The organism is Azospirillum sp. CT11-132 (assembly GCF_047302835.1).
Classification (GTDB): domain Bacteria; phylum Pseudomonadota; class Alphaproteobacteria; order Azospirillales; family Azospirillaceae; genus Azospirillum.
In genome coordinates this window covers 632477-657511 of sequence record NZ_JBGLZA010000006.1, presented here as the reverse complement: position 1 = coordinate 657511, position 25035 = coordinate 632477, and the positions used below count along the sequence as shown (strand labels likewise).

Genomic DNA, 25035 nt, shown 5'->3' with positions numbered 1-25035 from the left:
TGCTCTCGATTTCTGGCGCAACCGGAGCGAGTTTTCGCATTCGAAAGCTTTGGCCGGCACCACTACTATGATGCTGCGAGGTATACAGTTCCAGACGCAGGGATAGATCCCCTCTCCCCCCCGGGGAGAGGGTTAGGGTGAGGGGGAGCGTAGGGAGGATTCTCGGGCTAGCCACACTGTGCATCCCCCTCACCCCGACCCTCTCCCCGGGGGGGAGAGGGGGATGTGCTTTTCTCCGAAAGCCTGACTCTCAGCCGTTCAGCAGGGCGTCGATACGGTCGCGCAGAGCCTGCAGCCGCTCGCGGTGTTCGCGCAGCAAGGCCTGGGCGACGGTGTCGATGGCGGCGAGGTCCTTGTCCATCCGGTTGATCGCCTTGCCCAGCACCCGCAGCGGCTCCGCCGTGCTGGAGGCCGCCGGCCGGGCCGCCCGCACCGCACCGACGGTCAGGCCGCCGGTCCGCGCCGTCTGCCACAGCCGGCGCAGCTCCGCCTCGTCCTCGACGAAGGCCAGCTCGACCAGGGCGGAGCGCGATACCGCATCGGGATTAGCGCGGTAGTCGGCCAGGATGTCGTCGGGCAGGCGCAGCACCTTCAGGCGCTTGGACACCTCGGCCTCCGAACAGCCGACGGCCGCCGCCACCTCCGCCTGGGTGTAGCCATGCGCCTCGATCAGCTGCGACAGGCCGCGGGCGAGGTCGATGGCGTCGAGGTCCACGCGCTGGACATTCTCGATCAGCGCGATCTCTTCGGGCCGGCCCTTGGTGATGATGGCGGCGATGGTGCCGCGGCCGAGCAGCCGGTGGGCGCGCAGCCGCCGTTCGCCGGCCACCAGCCGATAGCGGCCCTTCTCCGTCCCCTCCTGAACCAGCACGGGTTGCTGCAACCCGTGGCGGGCGATGGAGTCGGCCAGCGAGCGCAGGGAGTCATCGTCGAACACGGTGCGCGGCTGGCCGGGATTGGTCTCCACGGCGTCCAGATCGACTTCGACCAGCCGGGGCAGCACGCCGCTCAAGCCGAACATGCGGTCGGTCTCGGCGGCGAAGCCGGCCTCCTTGGCCTGGAGCACGGTGGCGGCGGTCTGCCGGGTCAGCTTCTTAGGCGGCATCGACGGTCTCCTGCAGGCGGCCCATGGCGGTCAGCAGGGCCGAGGCGATGGCGGCATAGCTCTCCACCCCCGGCGCACCGATGTCGGCGTCCAGCGTGATGACGTTGGCGCCGGCGGCCTGGGCGTAGATGGTGGCGCGCGGCACCGGCGGGAACACGCGGCGGCTGTCGCCCCACAGGCGCTGGATGTCGTCGAGCGACGAGCGGTCCTGGGTCTGGCGCGGATTGACCATGGTCGGCAGGATGCCCAGCACCTCCAGCCGCGGGTTGAGGCGCCGCTGGATCTTGGCGACGGTGTCGAGGAAGGCGCTGACGCCGAGGATGGCGTGCGGCTCCGCCTGGCAGGGCACCAGGACGTAATCGGCGGCGGTCAGCGCGTTGATGGTCACGGCGCCGAGGTTGGGGGCGCAGTCGATGACGATCACGTCATAACGCTCCCGCACGCCGTCCAGCATCTCCGCCAGCGCGGTCTGGGCGTTGGTCAGGTTGCCGGGAAGTTCGGTATCGGCACTGGCCAGCGCGATGCTGGAGGGGACGACGTCCAGCCCCTCGACGCTGGTGGGGCGGATCACCGCGTCGAGCGGCGTCTTGCCCATCAGCGCGTGATAGAGAACCTTCCCCGCCTCGGTCAGCGCCACCACGTCGGTCTGCGGCACGCCGACATGGACGGTGGCGTTGCCCTGCGGATCGGCATCGACCAGCAGAACGCGGTTGCCGGCGCGCGCCAGGATGAAGGCGAGGTTGATCGAGGTCGCGGTCTTGGCGGTGCCGCCCTTCTGCAGGCCGACGGCGACGGTGGTGCCGCGGCGGGGGAGGGCGCTTTCCGGCCGTTCCAGATCCAGCAGCAGAAGCCGGCCCAGCAGGTCGCGGGGCAGGGCCTCCTTACCGGTTTCCCACTTGCTCAACCTCTGCTTGTCGTACTTGCGGCCGGTCAACTCGTTGACGTAAGCCGCCATCTGCGTCTGGGTCAGGCCGCGCCGTTCCCGCAACGCCTTCAACTGTTCCCCTGTCACGCCCCGTCCTCCTGCCCCGGCACCGGTTGGCAGAGACCCTAGCAAGTCGTCGCCACTCCGGCAACGGGTGTCTACCGAACGGGTGGGGCACGGATGTAGCTCCCTCTCCCGGGGCGGGAGAGGGCGATTCACACCGTCTCGTCGTATTCCACCTTGGGAACGTCGATCCAGTTTTCCGGCTGGCCCTGGTCCTTCTTCCAGAACAGGACCGGCAGGTCGGCGTTCAGCACGCGGCCGAGCACGGCGCCACGCGCCTTCATGGTTTCCTTGTATTCCGCCGTCTCGACGATGCGGACGCCATAGCCGGGGATGCGGTCGGCGGCCAGGACGGGACCGAGCGCGTTCTTGAACTTGCGCAGGTCGTTGTCGGAGCCGACGCGCTTGCGCAACGGCTCCAGCGCCATCCAGAAGGCATGGCCGCGGGCGAGGTGGGCGCGGGCGATCTCGTAGAGACGCTTTTCCACCGGCTTCAGCGCGAAATACTGGTCGTCGTAGCTCAGCAGATTGTGGCCCAGCGCCGCGCGGGTGACCCAGCCCGACAGCGTCAGCTTCAGCCCGCGCACCGCCCGCTCGCCGTCCTTCTTGCGCTGGTAGAGCAGCTTGTAGTCGGAAATCCACGAGAAGGCGCCGCTCTCGCCCTCCCCGCCGGTTTCCAGGTTGGTCTTGATCTGCGTGCCCTGCAGCCGCTCCAGCGCCCCTTCGATCTTGTCGTAGGCGCTGCCGCCGGCGGTCTTGCCGACGATGCGCTGGAGGTCGCTGGTGGTGAAGTGCAGCTCGCCCAGCTTGGAGCCCTTGCCGGAGTCCATTTTCTCGCGCAGCAGCGAGATGGCGTAGAGCAGCACCGCCTTGTCCCAGATCGTCGCAACGCCGACATTCTTCGGCGCCCGCACCTCGATCCGCACCTTGCCGTCATCATAGGTCGGCAGCGATTCCGCCTTGTCCTTCGACAGGCCGAACAGGCTGTAGACCATCATGTGGCGGTCGTTCTGGACATCGCCGGTCAGCGGGGAATCGAGCCGCAGAGCCAATTGCAGCGGCCGGTCGAGCAGCTCGGCGTTGGTGGTCTGGGTCATGCGATCTCTCCGCGGGTCCCGTGCGGCTTGAAGGGGTCCTAGCCATAATCCACAAGCCTGCCGCCCTGTTCCACACTGCCGGACCAAACGTCGCCGTTCTGCCGAAAGATTCCCGTGACCAGGGCGGATTGGGGTGCCGAATGTCGCCGTTCTGCCAGTTTTGCCGGCCGGGGGCGGATGCGGGCCGATGACGCGGCGGCGGACCGGCTGCCGCCGGGCGATGGCGGCGCCAACGTCTGCGTTCTGCCGTGCCGGAGGGGGGCAGGGCGGGGGAATCGACGGACAGAGCACTGATTTCATTGGGTTATTGTGGTGCCTCTACCCGGCGATGGCGGTCGAATGCCGCCTTGGATGGCCTTTGACTGGCAGAACGGCGACGTTCGGACGATCCGCCGAAGGGCCGATTCCCACCCGATTCTCTGCCGATTCCATGCGGGGGAGGGTGGGGGAGGGGAGAGATCCGCTCCATCATTCGGCAGAACGGCGACGTTCGACCGTGCGGTCCGGGCGTCGCACGCTGCCGATGCCCAAGAATCTTTCGGCACAACGGCGACGTTTGGACCCGAATCTTTCGGCACAACGGCGACACTTGCAGGCGGCCGGCCGCGGCGACTCCGGCCCAAGTGATTGATTCCGCCGTGAGAATCCCGTCGAGCGTCCGCGAAATGCCGTCGGTGGGCGATTTTTCCAAGACCGTGGACAGATGCGCGACGGCACGTACACATTTCAAAAAACGGGCGAAAACCGCCCTTACGCCATCGACATGCGCCCTTGCCAGATGCTGGCCGGCGCCACGGGTGTTTGCATCCGTGTTTTCTGAAGGAACGAGCAGCATGCGGTAACGGAGAACCGACCTCCGCAAACACAAAAGGCCCGGATTGCTCCGGGCCCTTCGTGTCGGACGGAGGAGACCGAGGGAAACCCGGGCACCCCACATCTGGCGGTTTGGCGACTCCATGATGGCAGGGCAGGCCCGCAAAGCCAAGCGGATTCAAGAGCGAGTCCGTTGACGCCATTCCCTTGTCTCCGCCCGTCCACGGATCGACCGACAGACGGGTAACGCAATGAAGCCATACATCGATATGTACAGGCGCTGGATCGCCGTGCCCGGCATCCAGGCCGCCGACATCGCGGTGTTGTCCGCGCTCTACGCCCATGCCGACCGCGACGGTGTCTGCACCGCCACGCAAGGGGAGCTGGCCGAAGAGCTGGGGCAAAGCCGCGCCTGGTTCAACGCCGTGCTGAAGGGCCTGCAGGAGAAGGCGTCGCGGGAAACGGCGGCGGCGCTGGTCTGCGCCAAGCCGCGCCGGGGCCTGCGCGGCTTCGCCTATCAGCTGGCGGGGATGGAGGGCTTTACCGCCGGCATGTCCTGTCAGCCGGCTGACAGCAGCGGTTCGCCGGCCGGCATTTCCTTGGAATCCCAGAATCCTGAATCCTCCTCCTCCCCCTCGGGTGGGAGCATGGATCGTGGGGAGATGGATCGGCGGGACGAGGCTTTGCCGGCGGACTGGCAGCCGGATGCCGCCGATCTGGCCTGGGCAGCGGCAGAGCGGCCGGAGGTCGATGCCGGCCGGGTGACGGCCAAGTTCGTGTCCTGGTGCCGCAAGGCCCACCGCCGCAACGGCTACCGCCCGCCGGATCCGGGAGCCGCCTGGCGCCGCTGGATCGCCCGCGAGCTTGTGGTGCCGGCCGAGCCATCCGCCACACCTGCCTCTCAGCCGTCCGTCCAGTCCTCCGCCCCACAATCCCGCCGGGAGCCCCGCAATGACCGCCGCTCAAGCCCTCTGCGTGCCGGCCCCCCACACGCAAATTCCGTCTCCGATGCCGCCGGCCGCAACCGTGAAACCCTTGCAGCCTTGCGCCTTCGCCTCGCTGGCCAGGCTTGAGGCGGCGGATCTGCGGTTCGAGACGCAGGATCTGTCGCCCGAGGAGATCGGCGCGCTGGCCGACCGGGTCGAGCAGGCCATTGGCGCGCTGACCCCGGCGATCGGCATCGAGAATGTGCTGATCGGGCTGGAGAAGCTGGCCGAGCGCTTCGCGCTGGAGTTGCCCGACACCGACCTGCTGGAGGCCGACGTGCGGGCGATGGCGGGCTGGCCGGCCGACCGCTGGATGGCGGCCTTCGAGGCGGTGTGGGCGGGGTTCCGCAGCGGCTGGAGCCGCTTTCCGACGCTGGGCGACTTCCGCGAGGCGCTGGGCGCTTTGCCGCCGGCAGCGGAAAGCCGCGCCGCCGACGATCTGCGGCGTCTGGCCGGCCGGCTGCGCCAGGAACAGCACTTGCGCGCCCGCACCGAGGAGCAGCGCCGCCGCACCCGCGCCCGTGAAGCGGCACTGGCCGAGCGGCAGCGCGAACTGGCGCTTGTCCCGCCGCCGGACGATCAATCGCCAATGTTGCATTCGCCCCATGGCGGCCAGCATTATCCGCCGGACCACCAGAGAGTGCCGACAGCGGATGAAACCGAACCATCGCCCGCCGCATCGCCCGCCGGGCACCGCCGACGCACAGGCGCTTCTGACCCGTGCCGTCACCCATCACCAGAACGGGCAGCTGGCCGAGGCGGCGACGCTCTACGAGCAGGTGCTGAAGCGGCTGCCGAGGCAGGCGGACGCGCTGCACCTGTCGGGCCTGATCAAGGCGCAGACCGGTGCGCTGGCGGAGGGGATCGAGCGGATCCGGCAGGCGATGAAGGCCGATCCGAAGCAGCCGATCTTCCATGCCAATCTGGGCCGGCTGCTGGAGGCGGCGGAGCGGTGGGAGGAGGCCGCGACGGCCTTCCGCAATGCGGCCCGTCTGGCGCCGCTCGACCCGTCGCCGGCGCGGATGGAGGCTGCGGTGCGGACGCGGCTGGGCCAGCAGGGACCGGCGGCGCAGGCACTGCTGCGCGCGATGGCGCTGGAACCGGCCGACGCCGGGAGCGCCGGGGATCTGGGCGACGCGCTGTACGATTGCGGGCAATTCCTGCCGGCGGCCGACTGGTATGGGCGGGCGGCGAGGCTGGAGCCGCACCGGGTGCTGGCCGCCTTCAACCGGGGGGCGGCCCTGCGCGACGCCGGCCGGCCGGATCGGGCGGAGGCGGCCTTCCGGGCGCTGGCCGGGCTGGCGCCGCAGATGATGGAGCCGCTGGAGCAATGCGTGCAGATCCGGCAGCAGGCCGGCGACGGGGCGGGAGCCCTGGCGGCGGCGCGCCGGCTGCTGACGCTGGATCCGGGGCATTCGGCGGCGGTGCGGAGCCTGGGGGTTTCCGAAAGCGATCCGGTTTGGCTGGCGCGGCTGGTGAGGCTGGATCCGCTGGCGGACGAGCCGGTGCTGGCGCTGGCCGGGCAGCTCTATGGCCGGCGGACCGCGGCGGCGGAGCGGGCATACCGCCATGCGCTGGCCCTGGCGCCGGCCTCCGGGCTGGCGCTGTCGGGGCTTGGGCTGGCGCGGGCGACACTGGGGGTGGAGCGGGCAACGCGGTGGAGCCTGCGCGCGGTGCGCGTGGCGCCCGGCGACGCGGCGCTGGCGGCCAATGCCGGATCCGCCTTCCAGCTGGCCTCGCAGCCGGAGGCGGCGCTGTCCTGGCACCGGCGGGCGCTGGCGCTGATGCCCGACGACACGGCGGCCTGGGTCAACATCGGCACCTTGCTGCTGGATGCCAACGCGGCGGAGGAGGCGATCCAGCCGCTGGAGCGGGCAAGGCGGCTCGACGATCCGGGGCAACTGGCGCTCGCCTATTCAAATCTCGGCGTCGCCTGGATGGCGCTGGGGCTGCATGGGGAGGCGGTGGCGGCCTTCCGCGCTGCGCTCGACCGGGCGCCGGACGATGCGACGATCCGCTCCAACATGCTGTTCTGCCTGTGCTTCGACGATGGCGCCGATCCGGTGGAGGTCTTCCGCGAGCATCGCGTCTTCGAGCGGTATCTGCCGACGGTTCCGGCGGCGCCCCATGCGGTGGAGAGCCGCGATCCGGACCGGCGTTTGCGCGTCGGCTATCTGTCGCCGGACTTCCAGCGCTATCCGGGGCCGGGCTACCATTTCCTGCTGCCGCTGATCGAGGGGCACGACCGCCGGGCGGTGGAGGTCACCTGCTATCACAACGACCGCAGCCGCGATGCCACCACCGAGCGTTTCCAGGCGGCAGCCGACCGCTGGCGCGACGTGGCGGCCCTGTCGGACGAGGATCTCGACCACCGGATCCGGCAGGACCGCATCGACATCCTGGTCGATGCCGGCGGCCACATGTCGCGCAACCGCATGCCGCTGGTGGCGCGCGGCCCGGCGCCGCTGCAGGTCAGCCTGCCGCTCTATCCCAACACGACGGGGCTGAGTGCCGTCGATTACCAGATCGCCGATCCCCGCGTGGCGCCGCCGGGGGCGGATGCGCTGCATGTGGAGAAGCTGATCCGGCTGCCGGGATGCGTGCTGTGCTACCGCCCGGCGGAATCCGGCTTCGCGCCGCCGGACCGGCCGCCGATGGAGCGCAACGGCCATGTCACCTTCGGGTCCTTCAACAACATCACCAAGGTGAACGCCGCCACCATCGCCCTGTGGGCGCGGCTGCTGGCTTTGGTGCCGACGGCGCGGCTGGTGCTGAAATGGCGGGGGCTGGGCAGCGGCGGCGGTGCCGACCGGCGTCTGCTGGCCGCCTTCGCACGGCACGGCATCGGGGCGGAGCGGCTGGAACTGCGCGGCATCACTCCCGATCCGTACCAGGATTACCTCACCATCGACGTGGCGCTGGACCCCGTCTTCGCCAATGGCGGAACCACCATCTGCGACGCGCTGTGGATGGGCGTGCCGGTGCTGAACCAGAGCGGACCGACCAAGATCGGCCGCTGGGGCGCCACCATGCTCGACGCGGTCGGGATGGCGGATCTGGTGACGCGGGACGATGACGGCTATCTGGCGCAGGGCGTGCGGCTGGCGAGCGACCGTGGCTTCCTCGACGCGCAGCGCGAGGGTCTGCGCGAGCGGATGCGGCGGTCGGCGCTGATGGACGAGGCCGGCTATGCCCGCGCGGTGGAGGCCGGCTATCGCACCGCATGGCGCCGCTGGTGCGCCGGGCTGCCGCCGGCTGCGTTCGATGTGGTGGACGGGGAGGGGCGGGCATGAGTTTCTGCGATCTGGCGACCGTCCGCAGCATCCTGGTCGTCAAGCTGGACGAGGCCGGCGACTTCGTGATGGCGACCCCCTTCCTGCGCGGCCTGCGCGCCGCCGCCCCGCAGGCGCGCATCCTGCTGGCGGTGCGCGAGGCGGTGGCGGATCTGGCGCTGACCTGCCCCTGGGTCGACGGGGTGATCGCCCCCCGGCCGAAGGAGGGCGGCGGCATCGATTTCCGCGGCATCAGTCCCGGCGGGCTGAAGCTGTTCGCCGAGTGCTATCGCGCCGGCTTCGATCTGGCGCTGGTGCCGCGCTACGACTTCGACCGGCATGGCGCGACGACGCTCGCCGCCAACAGCCGGGCGCGGCTGGTCGCCGGCTTTTCCGAGCGGGTGACGCCGTGGAAGGCGGAGGGCAACCAGGGCTTCGACCGCGCCTATGGGCTGGCGCTGACCCCGCCGCCCGGCCGGCACGAGGTGGAGCAGAACGCCGCCCTGCTGGAGGCGCTGGGGGCGCGGCCGGATCTGGGACCGCTGGAACTGACGCTGACGGCGGAGGATCGCGAAGAGGCACGGCGGCTTCTTGGCGCTCCCGATGGCCGGCCGCTGATCGCGGTGGCGCCGGGGGCGGCCAGTCCGCGCCGTGACTATCCGGCTGACCGGCTGGCCGCGGTGGTTTCCGCCGTCGCTGCGACGCTCGACGCGCGGGTCGCCGTGCTGGGCACCCTGGAGGAACGGCCGGCGGCGGGCGCGCTTTTGGCGGCGTTGCCGGGACGGGCCATCGACCTGACCGGCGCCACCCCGCTGCGCGTCGCCGCCGCGGTGATGGCGGACGCGGCGTTGGCGGTCACCATGGATTCCGCCCCTGCCCATGTGGCGGCGGCGATGGGGGTGCCGGTGGCGGTGTTCTCCTGCCATCCCATCGGCGGTGATCCCAACCATTTCCACGCGCCGGAACGCTTCCGGCCCTGGACCGGCGGTCGCGAGGAGCGGGCGCTGGTCCTGCGGCCCGAGGCGGCGGTGCCGCCTTGCAGCGTGTCCTGTCTGGCGGCCGAGGCGCATTGCATCGCCGCCATCGACCCGGCCGACGCCGCCCGGCGCATTCTGGGCTTGGTGGGAAAGGGCGGTAAGGGCTGAGCCCAAAAAACGCCTTATCGGCCGTCATTCCCGCGAAGGCGGGAATCCAGCCACATCCGCCGCTGATCTGCGGAGTTTCCTGGATCCCCGCCTTCGCGGGGATGACGCAAAGTTCCTTTTGTTCCAGAGGCTTCCCTGGGAGAGGGCGAGTACGGTTGAGTCCTTCCCCGGACCGCAAATCGCAAAAGTTGCTTTCGAAAAAGAAAGTGGGCGGATCCACGGGGTGCGTGGATCCGCCCGAGGCGAGGAGACTGAAAGCCGGTGCCTGAACGTGCCTGAAAAGGCACCGGCGTTCCGGAAGCCCGGCTGCGCAGGACAGTGCAGCCGGGCCGTCCGAACCGAGGGTCTCCTATCCCTGTGACACCGTTACCCCCCGATTACCCGGCAATCAGGCCGCGCAGCTGCCGGTTGGCGACGGCCAGCATGGCGAGATCGACCGCCGGCTGGGCGCGCAGTTCGGCCAGAAGCTGCTCGACGCGATCGACCACCAGATTGCGGCTGGCGATCCAGGCGTCCACCGCGGCGGACTCGTCGCCCTCGCTTTCCAGCACGCGCACGGTCAGCGCGCTCTGGTGGGCGAACAGGTCGTCGACGATGGCGGCGACCGCCTGACGCTGCCAGTGGTTGTCGACCTTGGCGCCGGCGGCGCGGTCGCGCAGCCATTCCAGGCCGAAGCGGCGGCCCAGCCCGAAATAGACCGAGGCGACGCCTTCCACCGCGCGGCCGGTGCGCTCGGCGATGCGCACCAGATCCGGGGCGGCGGCCAGAACCGGCAAGGCGGCGATCCGGCGGGCCAGATCCTCCGGAACGCCCTGGGCGATGGCGTCGGCGATGCGGGTGGCGAGGCGGGAGGATTCCTCCTCGTCGAGGAAGCGGTCCAGACCGGCGGCCAAAGCCTCCACCCCCGGACGGAAGGCGGCGGATTCGCGGCCCAGATCCAGCGGGTGCGGGCTGTGGGCCAGGAACCACGCCACCGTGCGGTCGAGCAGATGGACGGTCTCCAGCATCAGCGCCGTCTGCAGCGCCGCCGGCACGACGTTGTCGAGCGCGTCGATGGCGTCCCACAGCGGGCGCAGCTGGAACACGTCGCGGGCGATGGCATAGGCGCGGGCGACGTCCGCCGGGCCGAGGCCGGTCTTTTCCACCATGTCGCGGACGAAGGTGGCGCCGACGCGGTTGACCAGGCTGTTGGTGACCGCCGACGCCACGATCTCGCGGCGCAGGCGGTGGCGGAAGATCGCCTCGCGCTGGCCGTCGCGCAGCGGCTGCGGGAAGTAGCGCAGCAGATCCTCGACCGTCGCCGGATCGTCCGGCAGCTCCGACGCCAGCAGCTCGTCATAGAGCGTGATCTTGGCGTAGGCCAGCAGCACCGCCAGTTCCGGCCGGGTCAGGCCGCGCCGTTCGGCCATGCGCTGGGCCAGTTCCTCGTCGGTCGGCAGATACTCGATGGCGCGGTTGAGGCGTCCGCTGCGCTCCAGGTTGCGGATGAAGCGCGACTGCGCCTCCAGCAGGGCCGGCCCTTGCGCCTCGGCGATGGTCAGTGCCTGGGTCTGGCGGTAGTTGTCGGCCAGCACCAGCCCCGCCACCTCGTCGGTCATGGCGGCCAGCAGGGTGTCACGCTGCTTCAGCGTCATGTCGCCCCGCGCCATGACATCGCCCAGCAGGATCTTGATGTTCACCTCATGGTCGGAGGTGTCGACGCCGGCGGAATTGTCGATGGCGTCGGTGTTCAGCTTGATGCCCTTTTGGGCGGCTTCGATGCGGCCGCGCTGGGTGACGCCCAGGTTGGCGCCCTCGCCGACCACCTTGGCGCGGATCTGGCCGCCATCGACGCGCAGCGCGTCGTTGGCCTTGTCGCCGGCCTCGGCGTTCGTCTCGGTCGACGCCTTGATGTAGGTGCCGATGCCGCCGAACCACAGCAGGTCGACCTCCGCCGTCAGCAGGCGGCGCATCAGTTCCACCGGCGACAGGTGGGCCGGTTCGATGCCGAAGCGGGCGCGGACCTCCGCCGTCAGCTCCACCGTCTTGGCGCTGCGCTCCACGATCATGGCGCCCTGCGACAGCTTGGAGCGGTCGTAATCGGCCCAGGAGGAGCGGGGCAGGGCGAACAGCCGGTTGCGCTCCTCCCAGCTGATCGCGGGGTCGGGATCGGGATCGAGGAAGATGTGGCGGTGGTCGAAGGCGGCCAACAGGCGGATGTGCTTCGACAGCAGCATGCCGTTGCCGAACACGTCGCCCGACATGTCGCCGACGCCGACCACGGTGAAGTCGGTGGTCTGGATGTCGGTGCCCATCTCGCGGAAATGGCGCTTCACCGATTCCCAGGCGCCGCGGGCGGTGATGCCCATCACCTTGTGGTCGTAACCGGCCGAGCCGCCCGAGGCGAAGGCGTCGCCCAGCCAGAAGCCGTGATCGACCGACACGCCGTTGGCGATGTCGGAGAAGGTGGCCGTGCCCTTGTCGGCGGCGACCACCAGATAGGGATCGTCGGCGTCGTGGCGCACCACGTCCTTCGGCGGCACCACCGAGCCGTCGGCGGCCAGATTGTCGGTGACGTCCAGCAGGCCGCGCATCAGCGTCTTGTAGCACTCGATGCCTTCGGCCAGAGCGGCTTCACGGCCGGCGCTGGGGGCGGGGGGCCGCTTCACGACGAAACCGCCCTTGGAGCCTACGGGCACGATGACGGTGTTCTTCACCATCTGCGCCTTCATCAGGCCGAGGATCTCGGTGCGGAAATCCTCGCGCCGGTCGGACCAGCGGATGCCGCCGCGGGCGACCTTGCCGCCGCGCAGATGGACGCCTTCCATGCGCGGGCTGTAGACGAAGACCTCCACCCACGGACGCGGCAGCGGCAGCTCCTCGATCGAGCCGCTGTCCAGCTTGAAGGACAGATGCGGCTTCGGCGTGCCGTCCGGGGCGGCCTGATAGGCGTTGGTGCGCAGCGTGGCGCGGATCAGGTTGACGAAGCGGCGCAGGATGCGGTCGTCGTCCAGGTTGGTGACGGCGTCCAGCGCATCCTCGATCTGCTCCAGGATCGGGGTTTCGTCCGCGAGGTTCTTCGGGTCGAAGCGGGCGGCGAAAAGCCGGGCCAGCAGCCGCGCGGTCTGCGGATGGGCCGACAGCGTCGCCTCGATGGTGTCCTGGGCGTAGGCAAAGCGGGCTTGCTTCAGGTACTTGGCATAGGCGCGCAGCACCGTGACCTCGCGCCCGGCCAGCCCGGCGCGCAGGACCAGACGGTTGAAGCCGTCATCCTCCATCCGGCCGTCCCAGACGTCGGCGAAGGCCTCCTGGAAGGTCTGCTTGACCTTGACGCAGTCCACCGGCTGGCCGGTCTGGGTGCGGGCGGCGAAGTCGTGGATCCACACCGACGGGGCGCCGCCGGCGGGGCGGACCTCGTAGGGCTGCTCGGTGATGACCTTCAGGTCCATGTGCTCCAGCATCGGCAGCACGTCGGACAGCGGCACCGGCCGGCCCTGGTGGTAGATCTTGACGTGCAGCTCGTCGCCGTCGGCCTCCAGCGGGTGGAACAGCACGATGCCGAGGCGCTGTTCGGAGAGCGCGCGTTCGATGCGGTCGATGTCGTGGACGGCGGTTTCCGCGGTGAAGGTCTCGCGGTAGCCCGCCGGGAAGGCGTCGGCGTAGCGGCGCAGCCGGGCGTTGCCGGTCTCCTCGCCCTGCGCCTCGACCAGGGCGTCGCGCAGCCGGTCGGCCCAGCTGCGGGAGACCTGGACCAGCCGGGATTCGATCTCGCTGATGTCGACGGCGGGAATCTTGCCCGGCTCCGTCTTCACCATCAGGTGCAGGCGGGCGAGCGCGCTGTCCGACAGCTGGGTGAAGTAGGAGGCGCAGGTGCCGTGGAAGGCGGTTTCCAGCACCGACTGGATCTTGCGGCGCAGCGCGGTGTCGTAGCGGTCGCGCGGCACGAAGACCAGGGCGGAGACGAAACGTTCGAACGGGTCGCGGCGGACGAACAGGGCGAGCCGCTGGCGTTCCTGCAGGTGCAGGATGCCGACCGCCGTTTCGAACAGCTCGTCCGACGGGGTCTGGAACAGCTCGTCGCGCGGGTAGGTTTCCAGGATGTTCAGCAGCGCCTTGCCGTCATGGCCGGCCGGGTCGAAGCCGGCGCGGCCCATGACGCGGGCGACCTTGCGGCGCAGGAACGGGATCTCGCGCGGGCTGCGGTTGTAGGCGACGGAGGTGAACAGGCCGACCGCCAGCGTGACGCCGACCACCTTGCCCTGGTCGTCGAAGCGCTTGACCAGAATGGCGTCCAGCGGGACCGAGCGGTGCACGGTGGCGTGCCGGGTGCCCTTGGTCACCAGGAGCGCGCGCGGCTGGCGCAGGAAGGCGCGGATTTCCTCCGGCAGCACGGCGGCGTGGCCATGCTCGTCGAACACGGTGATCTCGGGGTTGCGCAGCACGCCCAGCCCGCTGCCGTCCACCAGCTCCAGCCAGGGCTCCTGCCCCTCCTCGCCGATGGTGGCGATGTAGAGGCGGCTGCCCAGCAGGGTCATGTTACCGTCGTCGACCCAGCTCAGGAAGTCGGCGGCCTCCTTCGATTCCTCGGCGTCGGGGGCGTTGGCGATGTCGGTGCGGGCGCTGCGCACGCGCTCGCGCATCGGCGTCCAGTCCTCCACCGCCGCGCGGACGTCGGCCAGCACCCGCTCGATCCCCTCGCGCAGGCGGGCCTGGGCGGCCGGGTCCGACAGCGGGTCGATCGAGCAGTGCATGAAGGATTCGTCGCGGGCGCCGTCCTTCTCTTCACCCGGTTCGAGAAGCTCGACGATGCGGCCCTCGGCATCGCGGACGACGCGGGTGACGGGATGGATGATGAGGTGGACGGTGACGCCCTGCCGGTTCAGCTCCGCCGTGACGGAATCGACCAGGAAGGGCATGTCGTCGTTGACGATCTCCACCACCGAGCGTTCGGTCTGCCAGCCATGCTCGTCCAGCCGCGGGGCGTAGACCCGCACCTTGGGCACGCCGGGCACACGCTGCTGGCCCCACTGCCACATGGCGAGAGCGGCGCCGTAAAGCTGTTCCGGCGTACCGCGCAGCAGGTCGTCGGGGGGCACGTTGGCATAGAAGCGCTTCACGAAGCGCTCCGCCCGCGCGTTCGGAACCCGGCTGCGCACCAGTTCGGCCAGTTGCTGCCGCAAGTCGCCTGCCAGGTCCTTCGTCGCCGTACGCATGATGGTGGATGTCTCCTCTCGGGGTTTTCTTTGGATTGGTAGTACCACCCCACAAACAACATTTCGACGGCAAATAAACGGCAGGATTTCTGACCAAGCGGCGATTCGCACCCCTTTGGGGGTATTTCTCCAAAGATTCGGACAATCCAGTGACATGTCCGCCAAATTTATCCATAGCGCGTTCACATCCCCGGCACGAGCGATACCGTGGCAAAGGCGCACAGCGCCGATCCGCCACATCCGACGGTGGCCGGAGGGGTGGTTCAGGCGAGGGAATGCCGACTCGATTCGGCGGGATCGCCCTTTCGCCGACAAATCGACGGGAAGTCAGCGAAATGGCCCGAAAATCAGGTCAGTGTCGCTGACCGAATGACGTTTCCGAACGCCGCCGGGGCGCTTTCCGACAAGCTATCGACGAGCCGGCGGGCATGGGCGGAAAGATCAGCAAAATTGCGGGCGCACAGCACCAGCAGACGGGGCGCCCACGGGTCGCTCAGCGGCATGACCCGCAGGCCGCCGCTGTCGAGCGCCCGCAGCGCCGCCGTTTCCGGCACGATGCCGACCCCGACGCCGCGTTCGACCAGCCGGCACAGCGCCACCGGTCCGCGAACCCGCACGCGGTAGGACAGGCTGCGCCCGGCGCGGGTGGCGTGGCTGTTCAGATACTCCTGCAGGGCGCTTCCGGCGCTGAGGCCGACGAAAGGCTCGTCCAGCAGCTCGGCGAAGGCGATCCGGTCGCGGTCCGCCAGCCGGTGGGACAGCGGCAGGACGGCGACCAGCCGGTCGCTGCGGAAGGGCCGGGTCTCCAGCCCGCCGAGGTCGACCATGTCGGCAACCACGCCGAGGTCCGCCAGCCCGGCGGCCACCGCCTCGACGATGGCGTGGCTCGGCCGTTCCTCCAGGTCTATGTCGATGCTGGGATTGTCGGCGAGGAAGCCGGCGAGCGCGTCGGGCAGAAATTCGTTGATCGCCGCGGTGTTGGACAGCAGCCGGACATGGCCCTTCAAACCCTTGGCGTATTCCGCCAGCTCGCCGCGCATCCGTTCCAACTGGTGCAGGACGAGGCGGGCATGGTGGACCACCGCGCGGCCGGCCGGGGTGGGGCGGACGCCGCGGCGGAAGCGGTCTAGCAACGGGACGCCCAGCGCGTCCTCCATCCCCCGCACCCGCGCGCTGGCCGATGCAAGCGCCATGGCGCTGCGCTCCGCCCCGGCGGTGATGCTGCCGGTCTCCACGATATGCAGGAACAGCCGCAGGTCGGTCAGGTCGAAGCGCATGGCGATTCTCATATGCCCCCAAGGGCCGCAGCCTGCCTTCGTCTCGGCCGAAGGCAGGCTGCGGCAAAGCCACATTGTGACGATCCGCCGCATCGATCAAGCTTGTCCCAGATGAAGAGGTGGAACGACGAGGGGAGGACTGAGCATGGCCCTGCCGGATCGCGGCAACACCGGTCCCGACGACGGAAGCGGTTTTCTGGCCGGGGTGGACCGCCGGCTGGTGGTGGTGGCGCTGGCGCTGGCGCTGCTGACCCTGTTGGCGCTGCTGGACCAATACCGGCCGACACCGGGATCGGCGCCGCCGGTGGAGTGGCGGCTGCCCAGCGTGGAACTGCCGCGCACGGTGCCGATGGCGACGGCGCCCAGCCTGCGGCGGGATGAGCTTCTGGGGGCGGACTGAGCGGGTCAGCCGGTCGGCAGGCTGTCGCTTCCCTCGCCCAGCGGGCGTTCCATCAGCACGCCGTCGAGCCAGCGGCCGAACTTGAAGCCCACCGCCGGCAGGATGCCGACAGGCCGGAAGCCGCAGGCGCTGTGCAGGCCGATCGAGCCGTGGTTGGCGCTGTCGCCGATCGCCGCGATCATCCGGCGGTAGCCCGCCGCCTCGCACATCTCCAGCAACGGGATCATCAGCGCCCGGCCGATGCCGCGCCGGCCCATGTCCTCGGCGACATAGACCGAGTTCTCCAGCGTGAAGCGGTAGGCGCTGCGCGTGCGGTACGGTCCGGCATAGGCGTAGCCGGCCAGCCGCCCCTCGCACTCCGCCACCAGATAGGGCAGGCCGCGGGCCAGGATGTCGGCACGGCGCCGCGCCATCTCCGCCTCGTCCGGCGGGACCTCTTCGAAGGAGGCGGTGCCGTACAGGACATGGTGGGCGTAGAGCGTCGTGATGGCGGGAATGTCGGCGTCGGCGGACGCCCGCACCGTGATGGCAGGCATGATGACTCAGCTCCGTTGAGGACGGTCGGCAGGAAGAAGAAGGGCGCAGACGGTCGCCAACCCGCCGCCGACGCCGAGAAGCGCGAAACCCCAGCCCCAGCCGGCGCCACCGGCTCCACCGGCCTGGTCCAGCACCAGCCCGACCGCCAGCGGTGCCGCGCCGCCGGCGCCAAAGCCGAGGATGGAGCGCACGGCGAGCGCCGCCCCCAGGCTGCCCGGCTCGACCGATTCCGTCATCGCCGTCGACAGCACCGGCGAATCGCCCAGCGCGGAAAAGCCGTAAAGCGCCGCCACCGCCAGCACGAGCGCCAGCGGCATCCCGTCCATCCAGCCGATGGTGAAGGAACAGGCCGCGCCCAGCACGCCCATCGCCACCAGCACCAGCCGGCGGCCCAGCCGGTCGGACGCGCGGCCCATCAGCAGCGAGGACAGGAAACCCGAGATGTGGATGGCCGCGGCGATCCACAGACCGCGAACCCCGGCGCCGCCGGAACCGGCGAGGCTGGCGGTCAGGAAGGCGGGCAGCCACGCCCACATGCCCAGCAGCTCCCAGCAATGGGTTGTGTAGCCCACGGTCAGCAGGAGGGAGCGGCGGTCGGCCAGGAAGCGGAAGGCGCCGCGCAGCCGCCGCGCTCCGCCGCCGGCCACCAGATTGGCCCGGCCGCGCAGTCCCGGCGTGCCGAGCAGCGCCGCCAACAGCGGCCCCAGCCCGCAGGCGATGAAGGCCGCTTCGTAGCCGAACCGCTCCGACAGGCCGGCGGCGAGCGCGATGGAGCCGAAATAGCCGAGCGACCCCGCCGCGAGCAGCCAGCCCACCGCCGCGCCGCGCCGCGCCGCCGGCACGCCCTGCGCCACCAGCATGATGGAGGGGGCATAGGTGCCGCCCTGGGTCAGCCCGACCAGCGCGAACAGCAGCAGCCCGCTTTCCGCCGAGCGGGCGAAGAAGGCGAAGGCGAGGCCGGTCAGCGCCGTCGCCCAACTGGCCCACAGGAAGACGCGCTTGGCGCCCAGACTGTCGGCGAACCAGGAGGAGCCGACCAGAGACAGCGCATAGCCGACGTTGAAGGCGGTCTGGATCGACCCGGCCTCCCCCGCCGACATGCCCCAGGCCTGCATCGCCGGCCCGAGCGCGCCGGCATAGACCATGAAGGACAGCGAGGTGGCGAAGCGGCTGGCGCACAGCAGCACGAGCCAGGTTTGCCGAGGGGCTGGGTGGTCGGCAGGAGCGGGGATGGCGGCGGTCGTCATGACCACACCGTCGCGGAGGGCGGATAAAAAGGCAAATTTATTGATTTGATCGGAACCATAAGGAAGACTGCGGGTATGCGTGGCCTGAATCTCGACCAGCTCATCACCTTCGCCACCGTCGTCGAGCATGGCGGCTTCACCGAGGCGGCCGGGCGGCTCGGCCTGACCCAGCCGGCGGTCAGCATGCAGATCCGCAATCTGGAGGAGCGTTTCGGCGTGCGGCTGGTGGAGCGGGTGGGCAAGCGGGCCTTGCCGACCGCGGCCGGGCGTGACCTGCTGCCCTTCATCCGCCGGCTGCGCGAGGAGATGGAGGCGGCGGCGGTCGCCATGGGCCGTCACCGCGCCGGGCAGGTCGGGCGCGTGCGCATCGGCACCGGCGCCACCGCCTGCATCTACCGCCTGCCGCCGATCCTGACGGCGCTGCGCAGCGCCCATCCGGGGCTGGAGATCATCGTCGTCACCGGCAACACGCCGGACATCCTGGACGCGGTGGAGGGCGGCTCGCTCGATCTGGCGCTGGTCACCCTGCCGGCCGGCCGTCCCGGCCTGTCCATCGAACCGGTCTGTGCCGAGGAGCTGGTCTGTGTCGGCCCCAGAGGTGGCCCCGGCGACGGCGCCCGGTCTCCGGCTCCGGCGGTCGCCCCGGCGGCGCTGGCCGACCAGACGCTGATCCTGTACGAGCGCGGCGGGACCATGCGCGCGGTGATCGACGGCTGGTTCATGGCCGGCGGCATCCAGCCGCGCCCGGCGATGGAGCTGGGCAATGTGGAGGCGATCAAGAACCTCGTCGCCGCCGGGCTGGGCCGGTCGATCCTGCCGTCGGTCACCGTTGAAAGTCCGCAGGATTGCGACCGCTTCGCAGTTCAGCCTCTGACACCACCCTTGATCCGCAAGTTAGGGTTGGTGTTGCGGCGTGACAAAGTACTCGATGCGGGCGTACGGGCGATGGTGAAGGCAATCACCGATATGCGGTAACAACATCGATAAAATTTCGCACATTTACGATCAGGAGGAATATTGCTTTTGGAAGGTTTACAGAGGCTTTAGCCAGTGCGCACTCTCGCCGTCTGAGACTTTCGTTTTTCTTGGGCGCCTATGACCAAGCAGCAGTCTGTCCCGGACGAGTCCGCCGGCAACCGAATGGAAGGCCGGTGGAGCGGGCATGCCCAATCGACCTCCGGGCCGGACGCAAAACTGCTGGCGCGGCTGGCGGAGCTGGAGCGCGAGAATGCCCGGCTGCAGATCGCGCTGTCCACCGCCTGCACCGGCTGCGACGATCTGCTGACGGTCACCGCGCTGAACGAGGATCTGCGCACCGCCTTCACCGCGCTGGAGCGCAGCCGCGCCGCCCATGCCGACAGCGAAAGGCGGCTGCGCGCCATCCTGGACAGCGCCACCGGCCACGCCATCCTGACCCTGTCGCCGGCCGGCCGGGTGACCAGCTGGAATCCCGGCGCCGTCCGTATCCTGGGCTGGACGGAGGAGGAGGCGCGGGGACAGCCGGTCGACATCCTGTTTCCGCCGGAAGAGGTCGCCGCGGGCGTGCCCGACGCGCTGCGGGTGCGTGCGCTGGCCGAGGGCCGCGTCCAGGAGGAGCGCGCCTTCCGTCGTCGCGACGGCGCTGCTGTCTGGGGGGCGCTGACCATCCTGCCGCTCCAGGGCGACGAGGAGGGGTTCCTGTGGATCCTGCATGACCGCTCCGACGAGCGGCGGATGGAGGAGGCCATCGCCGACGCGCGCCGGCGCGCCACCGACATCCTGGACAGCATCGACGAGGCGCTGGTGGCGCTGGACTGCGACTATCGCGTCATCTACCAGAACCGCCGCGCCGAACAGCTCGACCACCAGTCGCTGTCGGCGATGCGCGGCCGCCGCCTGTGGGAGGTGTGGCCACAGATCGCCGGGTCGGATCTGGAGGCGCTGTGCCGCAAGACGATGACGGAGCGTCAGCCGACCAGCATCGAAAAGCGCTTCGACGGCGAAGGCACCACCCTGTGGCTGGAAATCCGCTACCTGCCGACGGCGGAAGGGGTGGGCTGCTTCTTCCGCGACATCACAATGCGCAAGCGGGCGGAGGAGGAGGCCCGCGCCTCGCACGAGCGGGCGGTGAAGATCCTGGAGAGCATCAGCGACGCCTTCTATGCCGTCGATCACGACTGGCGCTTCACCTACATCAACCGCAAGGCCGAACAGCTCTGGGGCCGGTCACGCGACACCCTGCTGGGCCGCTGCCTCTGGGAAGCCTTCCCCAATGCGCTGGGCAGCGAGTCGCTGGAGGCGCAGAAGCAGGCGGTGCGCGAAGGGCGGGAGATGACCATCGAGGTGATGTCCCCCGTGCTGGGCGACTGGGTGGAGGTCAGCATCTATCCCAACGCCGACGGGCTGTCCGTCTATTTCCGCGACATCACCGCCCGGCGGCAGGCGCAGCAGGCGCTGTTGCAGGCGAAGGAGTCGGCGGAGGCGGCCGACCTCGCCAAGGGCAAGTTCCTGGCCGCGGCCAGCCACGACCTGCGCCAGCCGCTGCAGGCGCTGCTGCTGTTCGTCGACGTGCTGAAGCCCTATGTGCAGGGCAGCCAGGGCACCAATGCGCTGATGCATCTGGGACGCGGGCTGGACGCGCTGAAGGAACTGCTGGACAGCCTGCTCGACATGTCGCGGCTTGATGCCGGCGTGGTCCAGCCGAACATCGAGACCGTGCCGGTCGCCCCGCTGTTCGAGCACATCGCCGCATCGTACCGGCCGGTGGCGGCGGCGAAGGGGTTGGAGCTGCATGTCTCCTCCTGCAGCGCCGCCGCCCGCACCGACCGCACGCTGCTGACCCGCATGGTGCGCAATCTGGTGGAGAACGCCCTGCGCTATACCGAGAGCGGGCGGATCGACATCGAATGCCGCCGGGCCGGCGGGCGGCTGCTGATCGAGGTGCGCGACACCGGGATCGGCATCCCGCCCGACCATCTGGAGCGCATCTGGGAGGAGTTCCATCAGGTCGGCAACCCGGAGCGCGACCGCAACCGCGGCCTGGGGCTGGGGCTTGCCATCGTGCGGCGGCTGTCGCAGCTGCTGAACCATCCGGTGGATGTCCAGTCCACGCCGGGGCAGGGGACCAGCTTCGTCATCGCCCTGCCGCTCGGCCGCAGCATCGAGGCGCCGGCGACCGCGGCGGAAGCGGCGACGACCGGGCGCGGGCGCTTCGCCGTGGTGGTCGACGACGACGCCATCGTGCTGTTGGGGCTGGAGACGATCTTCCGCGAATGGGGGTACGAGGTGCTGGTCGCCGGCTCCGCCCAGAAGGCGGTGGAGGGGTTGAGCCGGATGGGCCGGCGCCCCGACCTGATCGTCGCCGACTACCGCCTGCGCGAAGGGCAGTTCGGGACCGACGCGGTCGCCCGCATCCGCGCGCTGTATGGCGATCCCGGCAAGCCCCCTGTCCCCGGCCTGATCCTGACCGGCGAGACCGGCCCCGACTGCGAACGCGACGCCGCCGCCCATGGGCTGGGCATCATCCACAAGCCGGTGACCCCGCGCCAGTTGAGCCACGCGCTGGGCGAGCTGCTCGGGGGGACGTGACGGTTCGGCGGCCGTCCGTCCCCCCGGCGGAGCGTGCGTGCGTCAGCCCTGCTCGATCAGGTCGGCGCAGGCGTCCACCGCGGCGGCGGCGTAGGGGCGGATGCGCGGCGGGATCTGCGACGGGTTGATGCCCGGCCCGAGGATGCCGACGCCGACCGGCTTCATGAACTGGAGCTGCAGGTCGATCAGGCTGGAGATGACGGCATGGCCCATGACGTTGCCGTGCTCGGTCTCGCCCCGCTCGATGATGCCCAGCGCCACGGCGCCGGCGACGTCGTCGCGCATCAAGAGGCGCTTGATCGCCAGCGGCTTTTCCATCGAGCCGGGAACCCAGACCTCCGCGACGATGCCGAGGCCGCGGCGGGCGGCGACGGTGCGCGCCTCGTCCAGCATCTCTTCCACCTCTTTGCGGTGGAACCGTCCGAGCACGATGCCGATGTTGCTCACCCTCTGCTTCTCCCATGTTCGCGGTGTAACCTTCGCCCAAACTGTCGCGTCGTCGCGCAAAGCGCAAGGGCCGTCCGCGCAAAGCGCCGGAGCAGTCGCACGGTGCCGATGGAGGCCTGATCGGTACGGAGATTTCCCGTCGGCTTCATAAAGTTGCGCGGGTAATTCCCGCCGCATTGCGGCGAGGCTCAAACTGTCGCAGAGGCGGATCCAAGGAAAAACCCTGATGGACAGGCTCGGTCTCCTTGTGCGAACTGTTGCCGAGTGCGACAGGCCGTCGCACTGCGCTACAATTCAGCACAAATTGGTCGCCGCCGCTTTTCTTACGACCATGTAATGATGAGGGCGTTGCGGCTGCGACGGACCTGGAGGCGGGGGAGCCGGCAGGGGCGTCGTCAGCCCAAGAGAACGACCAGGCGAATCCGGAACGGCAATCATGTTGAAAGGTGCGATCGAATACGCGCCGTCGACCTTCGAGGAGCGGGGGGCCGCGGTGGCCTTCACCACGCCGCTGCTGTCCCAGACCCGTGTGCGCCGTGGCGAGCGGTCGAAGCTCGAGGTGCTGATCCCCAGCCTGTCGCAGGGCATGGGCATCTATGTCGTCGCCTGGAAGGCGGTGCCGGACATGGTGTCGATGACCATGCACGACCGCTATCTGCACGACCTGATCGTGAAGGAGGACGCCTGCTCCCCGCACGAGATCCGCCGGGCGACGCTGAAGGCGGCGCGGCGCGGGCTTGCCGGGCCGCAGGCGGCGCAGGCCGCCCGCCGCGCCCTGGAGGAGGACGAGGAGCAGAGCACGCTGACCCACTACCTGCTGATCCTGGCGATCCTGAAGGCGGTGGGTCTGGAATCGCCGGAGATGCTGAAGGCCGGCATCGACACCGACGAGGGGCAGCGGCTGACCCGGCAGCTGATGACCCGCGCGGCGGAAAGCCTGCGCATGGACGCCACGCTGCTCTATGCCCGGCTGGCCGACATCGCGGCGGTCGCCGCCCCGGTCGGGCTTGCGCACTCGCCCCGGCCCGGCCGGCTGACGCGCGGGCTGAACGACCTGAAGAGCTTCCGCGACAGCATGACCGAATGGGCGCGCGACGTGCCGAGCGACGCCGCCCCGGTGGCGGAGTTCTGCGCCGAGGTGGCGCAGCACACCATCGCCATCGGCGACAAGGTTCTGGGCGACTTCCACCGGCGGGTGGAGGCCATCGGGCCGCTGATGCGTGACTGGGACATCGAGATCCTGCGCGTGCGCGCCCAGGCCGGCCGCATGGCGTGGCTGCTCGACGGCTGGAGCCACATCACCGGGGCATGGGAGGTGGCGCAGGCCGAGGACCACCACCAGCAGGCGGCGACCGTCAACGACCTGTTCCGCATCCTGCCGCTGCTGCCGCGCAAGGAGACGAGCCGCGACTTCGTGGAGGATGCCAAGCAGGTCAAGCTGGCCCATCGCCGCTCCGTCCGCATGCTGGAGGACTGGCGCACCGGCCAGATGGACATCGACGCCATCCGCCGGATCGAGGCGGTGAAGGCGCGCGTGCCATGACGGGAGGGGCGGAGAAAAAGGGGCGGGTGGACCGCCTGCCGGGGCTGGAGACCAAGCTGTTCGACATCCCCGAGGACAAGTTCATCGAGGTCGTCCGCCTGCTGGAGCGGGTGCGTGACCATCCCGACGTGCGCCAGACCTTCGCCGCCATCCGCCCGCGGCTGGTCCAGGTCCGCCCCGAGCGCCGCCCGACGCTGAAGCGCGTGCTGTGCATGCCGTTCGAGGATGTGCTGGAAAGCTTCAGCGGCGTCGACGTGCCGCTGGGCCGCATCGAGCGGCGGGTGATCGACCCGGTGTGGACGCTGGTGACGGAGTGCGGCGACACCGCCCTGATCGACCAGCTCGACCGGCAGGTGCAGGAGACGGCGCCCGGCAATCTCAACGCGTTGCGCAACATCGGGCGCCGGCTGTGGCCGATGGGCGCCCAGGCGATCCGGGGAGCGGTGGAGCAGGACGCCGCCCGGCACGCGCTGTGGCGCGTGCTGCATGGCGACGAGGATCTGCAGCGGCAGGTGCTGGACGTCGCCGCCTTTCTGGAGATCGGGCTGACGGTGGAAGCGCTGAAGGACGCGCTGGCGCCGAAGCCGCTGCCGGCGTTCGAGGACGAGCATGTCGGCGTCATCGAGCAGGCGGTCCAGGCGGTGGCGCGGCAATCCACCGGGCTGGTCTATTACCTGCTGCTGGTCGCCGCTTCGCGCATGGCGAACCCGGCCGATTTGCTGACGGTGCTGAACGACCTGGATTTCGGCAAGGCGCGGCGCGAGCAGCCGGTGATCTTCGCCCAGCTGAGCGGGCTGGTGGTCACCAATCTGGAGGAGCGGTCGGCCCGGCTGGACGGCAACGGCTACAGTGCCGGACCGGGCGTGGCCGCCGCCGCCATCGCGCCGGAGGAGGCCATCGCCATCGCCGAGCGGCTGGTCGCCAGCGTCAACACCACCTCCGCCGTCATGGATTTCCTGGCCGAGCCGGTCTATCGCGAGCGGCTGGAGGCGGTGAAGACGGCGGTGCGGACGATGGTGGCCGGAACCGTGCTCGACACCGCGTCCGGCGGCATCCTGACCGCCGTCGCGGCCCCGGCGGAGAACGGCCGCCCCGCCGCGGTGGACGAGGACGCCCAGGCGGCGGCCGAGGACCATGCCCGCGCGCTGCGCCGCTGCGAGGGGCTGGCCGATGCGCTCGGCCTGCACGAGCCGCTGAAGACGGCGATGGCGTCGATGGAAAAGGGGCTGATGGCGAAGGCGCATGCCCTGCTGGCGCAGTATCCCAAGGCGGCTGGCAACCCGGACGATGCGGAAACGGCGGAGATCAGCCTGTTCTACGCCCTGCGCCTGCTGGAGCTGGTCGCCGGCCCCGCCAAGGCCGACCAGCTCCGCACCGCCATCATGGCCGCGACGGGAGAATTCGCGGAGGAGTAGGGGG

Annotated in this window: 16 protein-coding genes; 8 read left to right on the top strand and 8 right to left on the bottom strand. The window is 70.0% G+C overall.

Annotated elements, in window-relative coordinates; translation table 11 throughout:
• Positions 1-250: 250 nt before the first annotated feature.
• From ACCD06_RS26830 to ACCD06_RS26820, 3 genes are all read right to left on the bottom strand, one after another.
• Positions 251-1105, bottom strand: coding sequence for a ParB/RepB/Spo0J family partition protein (locus ACCD06_RS26830; RefSeq protein WP_413344743.1), 855 nt, complete (start codon positions 1103-1105; stop codon positions 251-253).
• Positions 1095-2117, bottom strand: coding sequence for an AAA family ATPase (locus ACCD06_RS26825; protein ID WP_109075141.1), 1023 nt, complete (start codon positions 2115-2117; stop codon positions 1095-1097). Before ACCD06_RS26825 ends, ACCD06_RS26830 begins: the two co-directional genes overlap by 11 nt.
• 128 nt (positions 2118-2245) lie before the next feature.
• Complete coding sequence (locus ACCD06_RS26820; RefSeq protein WP_109075140.1) at positions 2246-3190, bottom strand: replication initiator protein A; 945 nt, start codon at positions 3188-3190, stop codon at positions 2246-2248.
• Positions 3191-4254: 1064 nt separating this feature from the next.
• Here ACCD06_RS26820 and ACCD06_RS26815 point away from each other — a divergent pair.
• From ACCD06_RS26815 to ACCD06_RS26805, 3 genes are all read left to right on the top strand, one after another.
• Complete coding sequence (locus ACCD06_RS26815) at positions 4255-5076, top strand: MarR family transcriptional regulator (RefSeq protein WP_109075139.1); 822 nt, start codon at positions 4255-4257, stop codon at positions 5074-5076.
• A 566-nt stretch (positions 5077-5642) separates the two neighbouring features.
• A complete protein-coding gene (locus ACCD06_RS26810; protein ID WP_413344740.1) occupies positions 5643-8282 on the top strand; it encodes a tetratricopeptide repeat protein in 2640 nt (879 codons plus the stop codon).
• Entirely contained in the window at positions 8279-9406 is a 1128-nt protein-coding gene (locus ACCD06_RS26805) for a glycosyltransferase family 9 protein (protein WP_109075138.1), read from the top strand. Before ACCD06_RS26810 ends, ACCD06_RS26805 begins: the two co-directional genes overlap by 4 nt.
• A 377-nt stretch (positions 9407-9783) precedes the next feature.
• On the opposite strand, the gene ACCD06_RS26800 is transcribed toward ACCD06_RS26805, so the two are convergent.
• Together ACCD06_RS26800 and ACCD06_RS26795 are read right to left on the bottom strand one after the other, a co-directional pair.
• On the bottom strand, positions 9784-14598 hold the full coding sequence (locus ACCD06_RS26800; RefSeq protein ID WP_109075137.1) for an NAD-glutamate dehydrogenase: 4815 nt from the start codon (positions 14596-14598) through the stop codon (positions 9784-9786).
• A 347-nt stretch (positions 14599-14945) separates the two neighbouring features.
• Positions 14946-15875, bottom strand: a complete 930-nt coding sequence (locus tag ACCD06_RS26795; protein WP_413344737.1) for a LysR family transcriptional regulator — start codon at positions 15873-15875, stop codon at positions 14946-14948.
• Positions 15876-16020: 145 nt separating this feature from the next.
• On the opposite strand from ACCD06_RS26795, the gene ACCD06_RS26790 reads away from it, so the two are divergent.
• The gene (locus ACCD06_RS26790) at positions 16021-16275 is read left to right on the top strand and encodes a hypothetical protein (RefSeq protein WP_413344735.1); all 255 of its coding nucleotides are present in this window, start codon (positions 16021-16023) and stop codon (positions 16273-16275) included.
• 5 nt (positions 16276-16280) lie between these two features.
• Here the strand turns inward: ACCD06_RS26790 and ACCD06_RS26785 are convergent, their stop codons facing one another.
• Entirely contained in the window at positions 16281-16811 is a 531-nt protein-coding gene (locus ACCD06_RS26785; protein WP_413344733.1) for an N-acetyltransferase family protein, read from the bottom strand.
• 6 nt (positions 16812-16817) lie between these two features.
• A complete protein-coding gene (locus tag ACCD06_RS26780) occupies positions 16818-18059 on the bottom strand; it encodes an MFS transporter (protein ID WP_413344731.1) in 1242 nt (413 codons plus the stop codon).
• Between the two features lie 75 nt (positions 18060-18134).
• On the opposite strand from ACCD06_RS26780, the gene ACCD06_RS26775 reads away from it, so the two are divergent.
• Together ACCD06_RS26775 and ACCD06_RS26770 are read left to right on the top strand one after the other, a co-directional pair.
• Complete coding sequence (locus ACCD06_RS26775) at positions 18135-19034, top strand: LysR family transcriptional regulator (protein WP_413344729.1); 900 nt, start codon at positions 18135-18137, stop codon at positions 19032-19034.
• A 120-nt stretch (positions 19035-19154) separates the two neighbouring features.
• A complete protein-coding gene (locus ACCD06_RS26770; protein WP_413344727.1) occupies positions 19155-21626 on the top strand; it encodes a PAS domain-containing protein in 2472 nt (823 codons plus the stop codon).
• A 42-nt stretch (positions 21627-21668) separates the two neighbouring features.
• Here the strand turns inward: ACCD06_RS26770 and ACCD06_RS26765 are convergent, their stop codons facing one another.
• Positions 21669-22073 (bottom strand): 6,7-dimethyl-8-ribityllumazine synthase, encoded by a 405-nt coding sequence (locus ACCD06_RS26765; RefSeq protein WP_085084143.1) that lies wholly within the window; start codon positions 22071-22073, stop codon positions 21669-21671.
• Between the two features lie 436 nt (positions 22074-22509).
• On the opposite strand from ACCD06_RS26765, the gene ACCD06_RS26760 reads away from it, so the two are divergent.
• Together ACCD06_RS26760 and ACCD06_RS26755 are read left to right on the top strand one after the other, a co-directional pair.
• The gene (locus ACCD06_RS26760; protein WP_109075130.1) at positions 22510-23616 is read left to right on the top strand and encodes a hypothetical protein; all 1107 of its coding nucleotides are present in this window, start codon (positions 22510-22512) and stop codon (positions 23614-23616) included.
• Positions 23613-25031, top strand: coding sequence for a hypothetical protein (locus tag ACCD06_RS26755; RefSeq protein ID WP_413344725.1), 1419 nt, complete (start codon positions 23613-23615; stop codon positions 25029-25031). The genes ACCD06_RS26760 and ACCD06_RS26755 overlap by 4 nt, the downstream gene beginning before the upstream one ends.
• The last annotated feature ends 4 nt before the right edge of the window (positions 25032-25035 follow it).

Coding starts and splice junctions, on each gene's coding strand:
- ACCD06_RS26830 (WP_413344743.1), bottom strand. CDS start 1,105: ATGCCGCCTAAGAAGCTGACCCGGCAGACCGCCGCCACCGTGCTCCAG.
- ACCD06_RS26820 (WP_109075140.1), bottom strand. CDS start 3,190: ATGACCCAGACCACCAACGCCGAGCTGCTCGACCGGCCGCTGCAATTG.
- ACCD06_RS26815 (WP_109075139.1), top strand. CDS start 4,255: ATGAAGCCATACATCGATATGTACAGGCGCTGGATCGCCGTGCCCGGC.
- ACCD06_RS26810 (WP_413344740.1), top strand. CDS start 5,643: ATGAAACCGAACCATCGCCCGCCGCATCGCCCGCCGGGCACCGCCGAC.
- ACCD06_RS26805 (WP_109075138.1), top strand. CDS start 8,279: ATGAGTTTCTGCGATCTGGCGACCGTCCGCAGCATCCTGGTCGTCAAG.
- ACCD06_RS26800 (WP_109075137.1), bottom strand. CDS start 14,598: ATGCGTACGGCGACGAAGGACCTGGCAGGCGACTTGCGGCAGCAACTG.
- ACCD06_RS26795 (WP_413344737.1), bottom strand. CDS start 15,875: ATGCGCTTCGACCTGACCGACCTGCGGCTGTTCCTGCATATCGTGGAG.
- ACCD06_RS26790 (WP_413344735.1), top strand. CDS start 16,021: ATGGCCCTGCCGGATCGCGGCAACACCGGTCCCGACGACGGAAGCGGT.
- ACCD06_RS26785 (WP_413344733.1), bottom strand. CDS start 16,811: ATGCCTGCCATCACGGTGCGGGCGTCCGCCGACGCCGACATTCCCGCC.
- ACCD06_RS26780 (WP_413344731.1), bottom strand. CDS start 18,059: ATGACGACCGCCGCCATCCCCGCTCCTGCCGACCACCCAGCCCCTCGG.
- ACCD06_RS26775 (WP_413344729.1), top strand. CDS start 18,135: ATGCGTGGCCTGAATCTCGACCAGCTCATCACCTTCGCCACCGTCGTC.
- ACCD06_RS26770 (WP_413344727.1), top strand. CDS start 19,155: ATGACCAAGCAGCAGTCTGTCCCGGACGAGTCCGCCGGCAACCGAATG.
- ACCD06_RS26760 (WP_109075130.1), top strand. CDS start 22,510: ATGTTGAAAGGTGCGATCGAATACGCGCCGTCGACCTTCGAGGAGCGG.
- ACCD06_RS26755 (WP_413344725.1), top strand. CDS start 23,613: ATGACGGGAGGGGCGGAGAAAAAGGGGCGGGTGGACCGCCTGCCGGGG.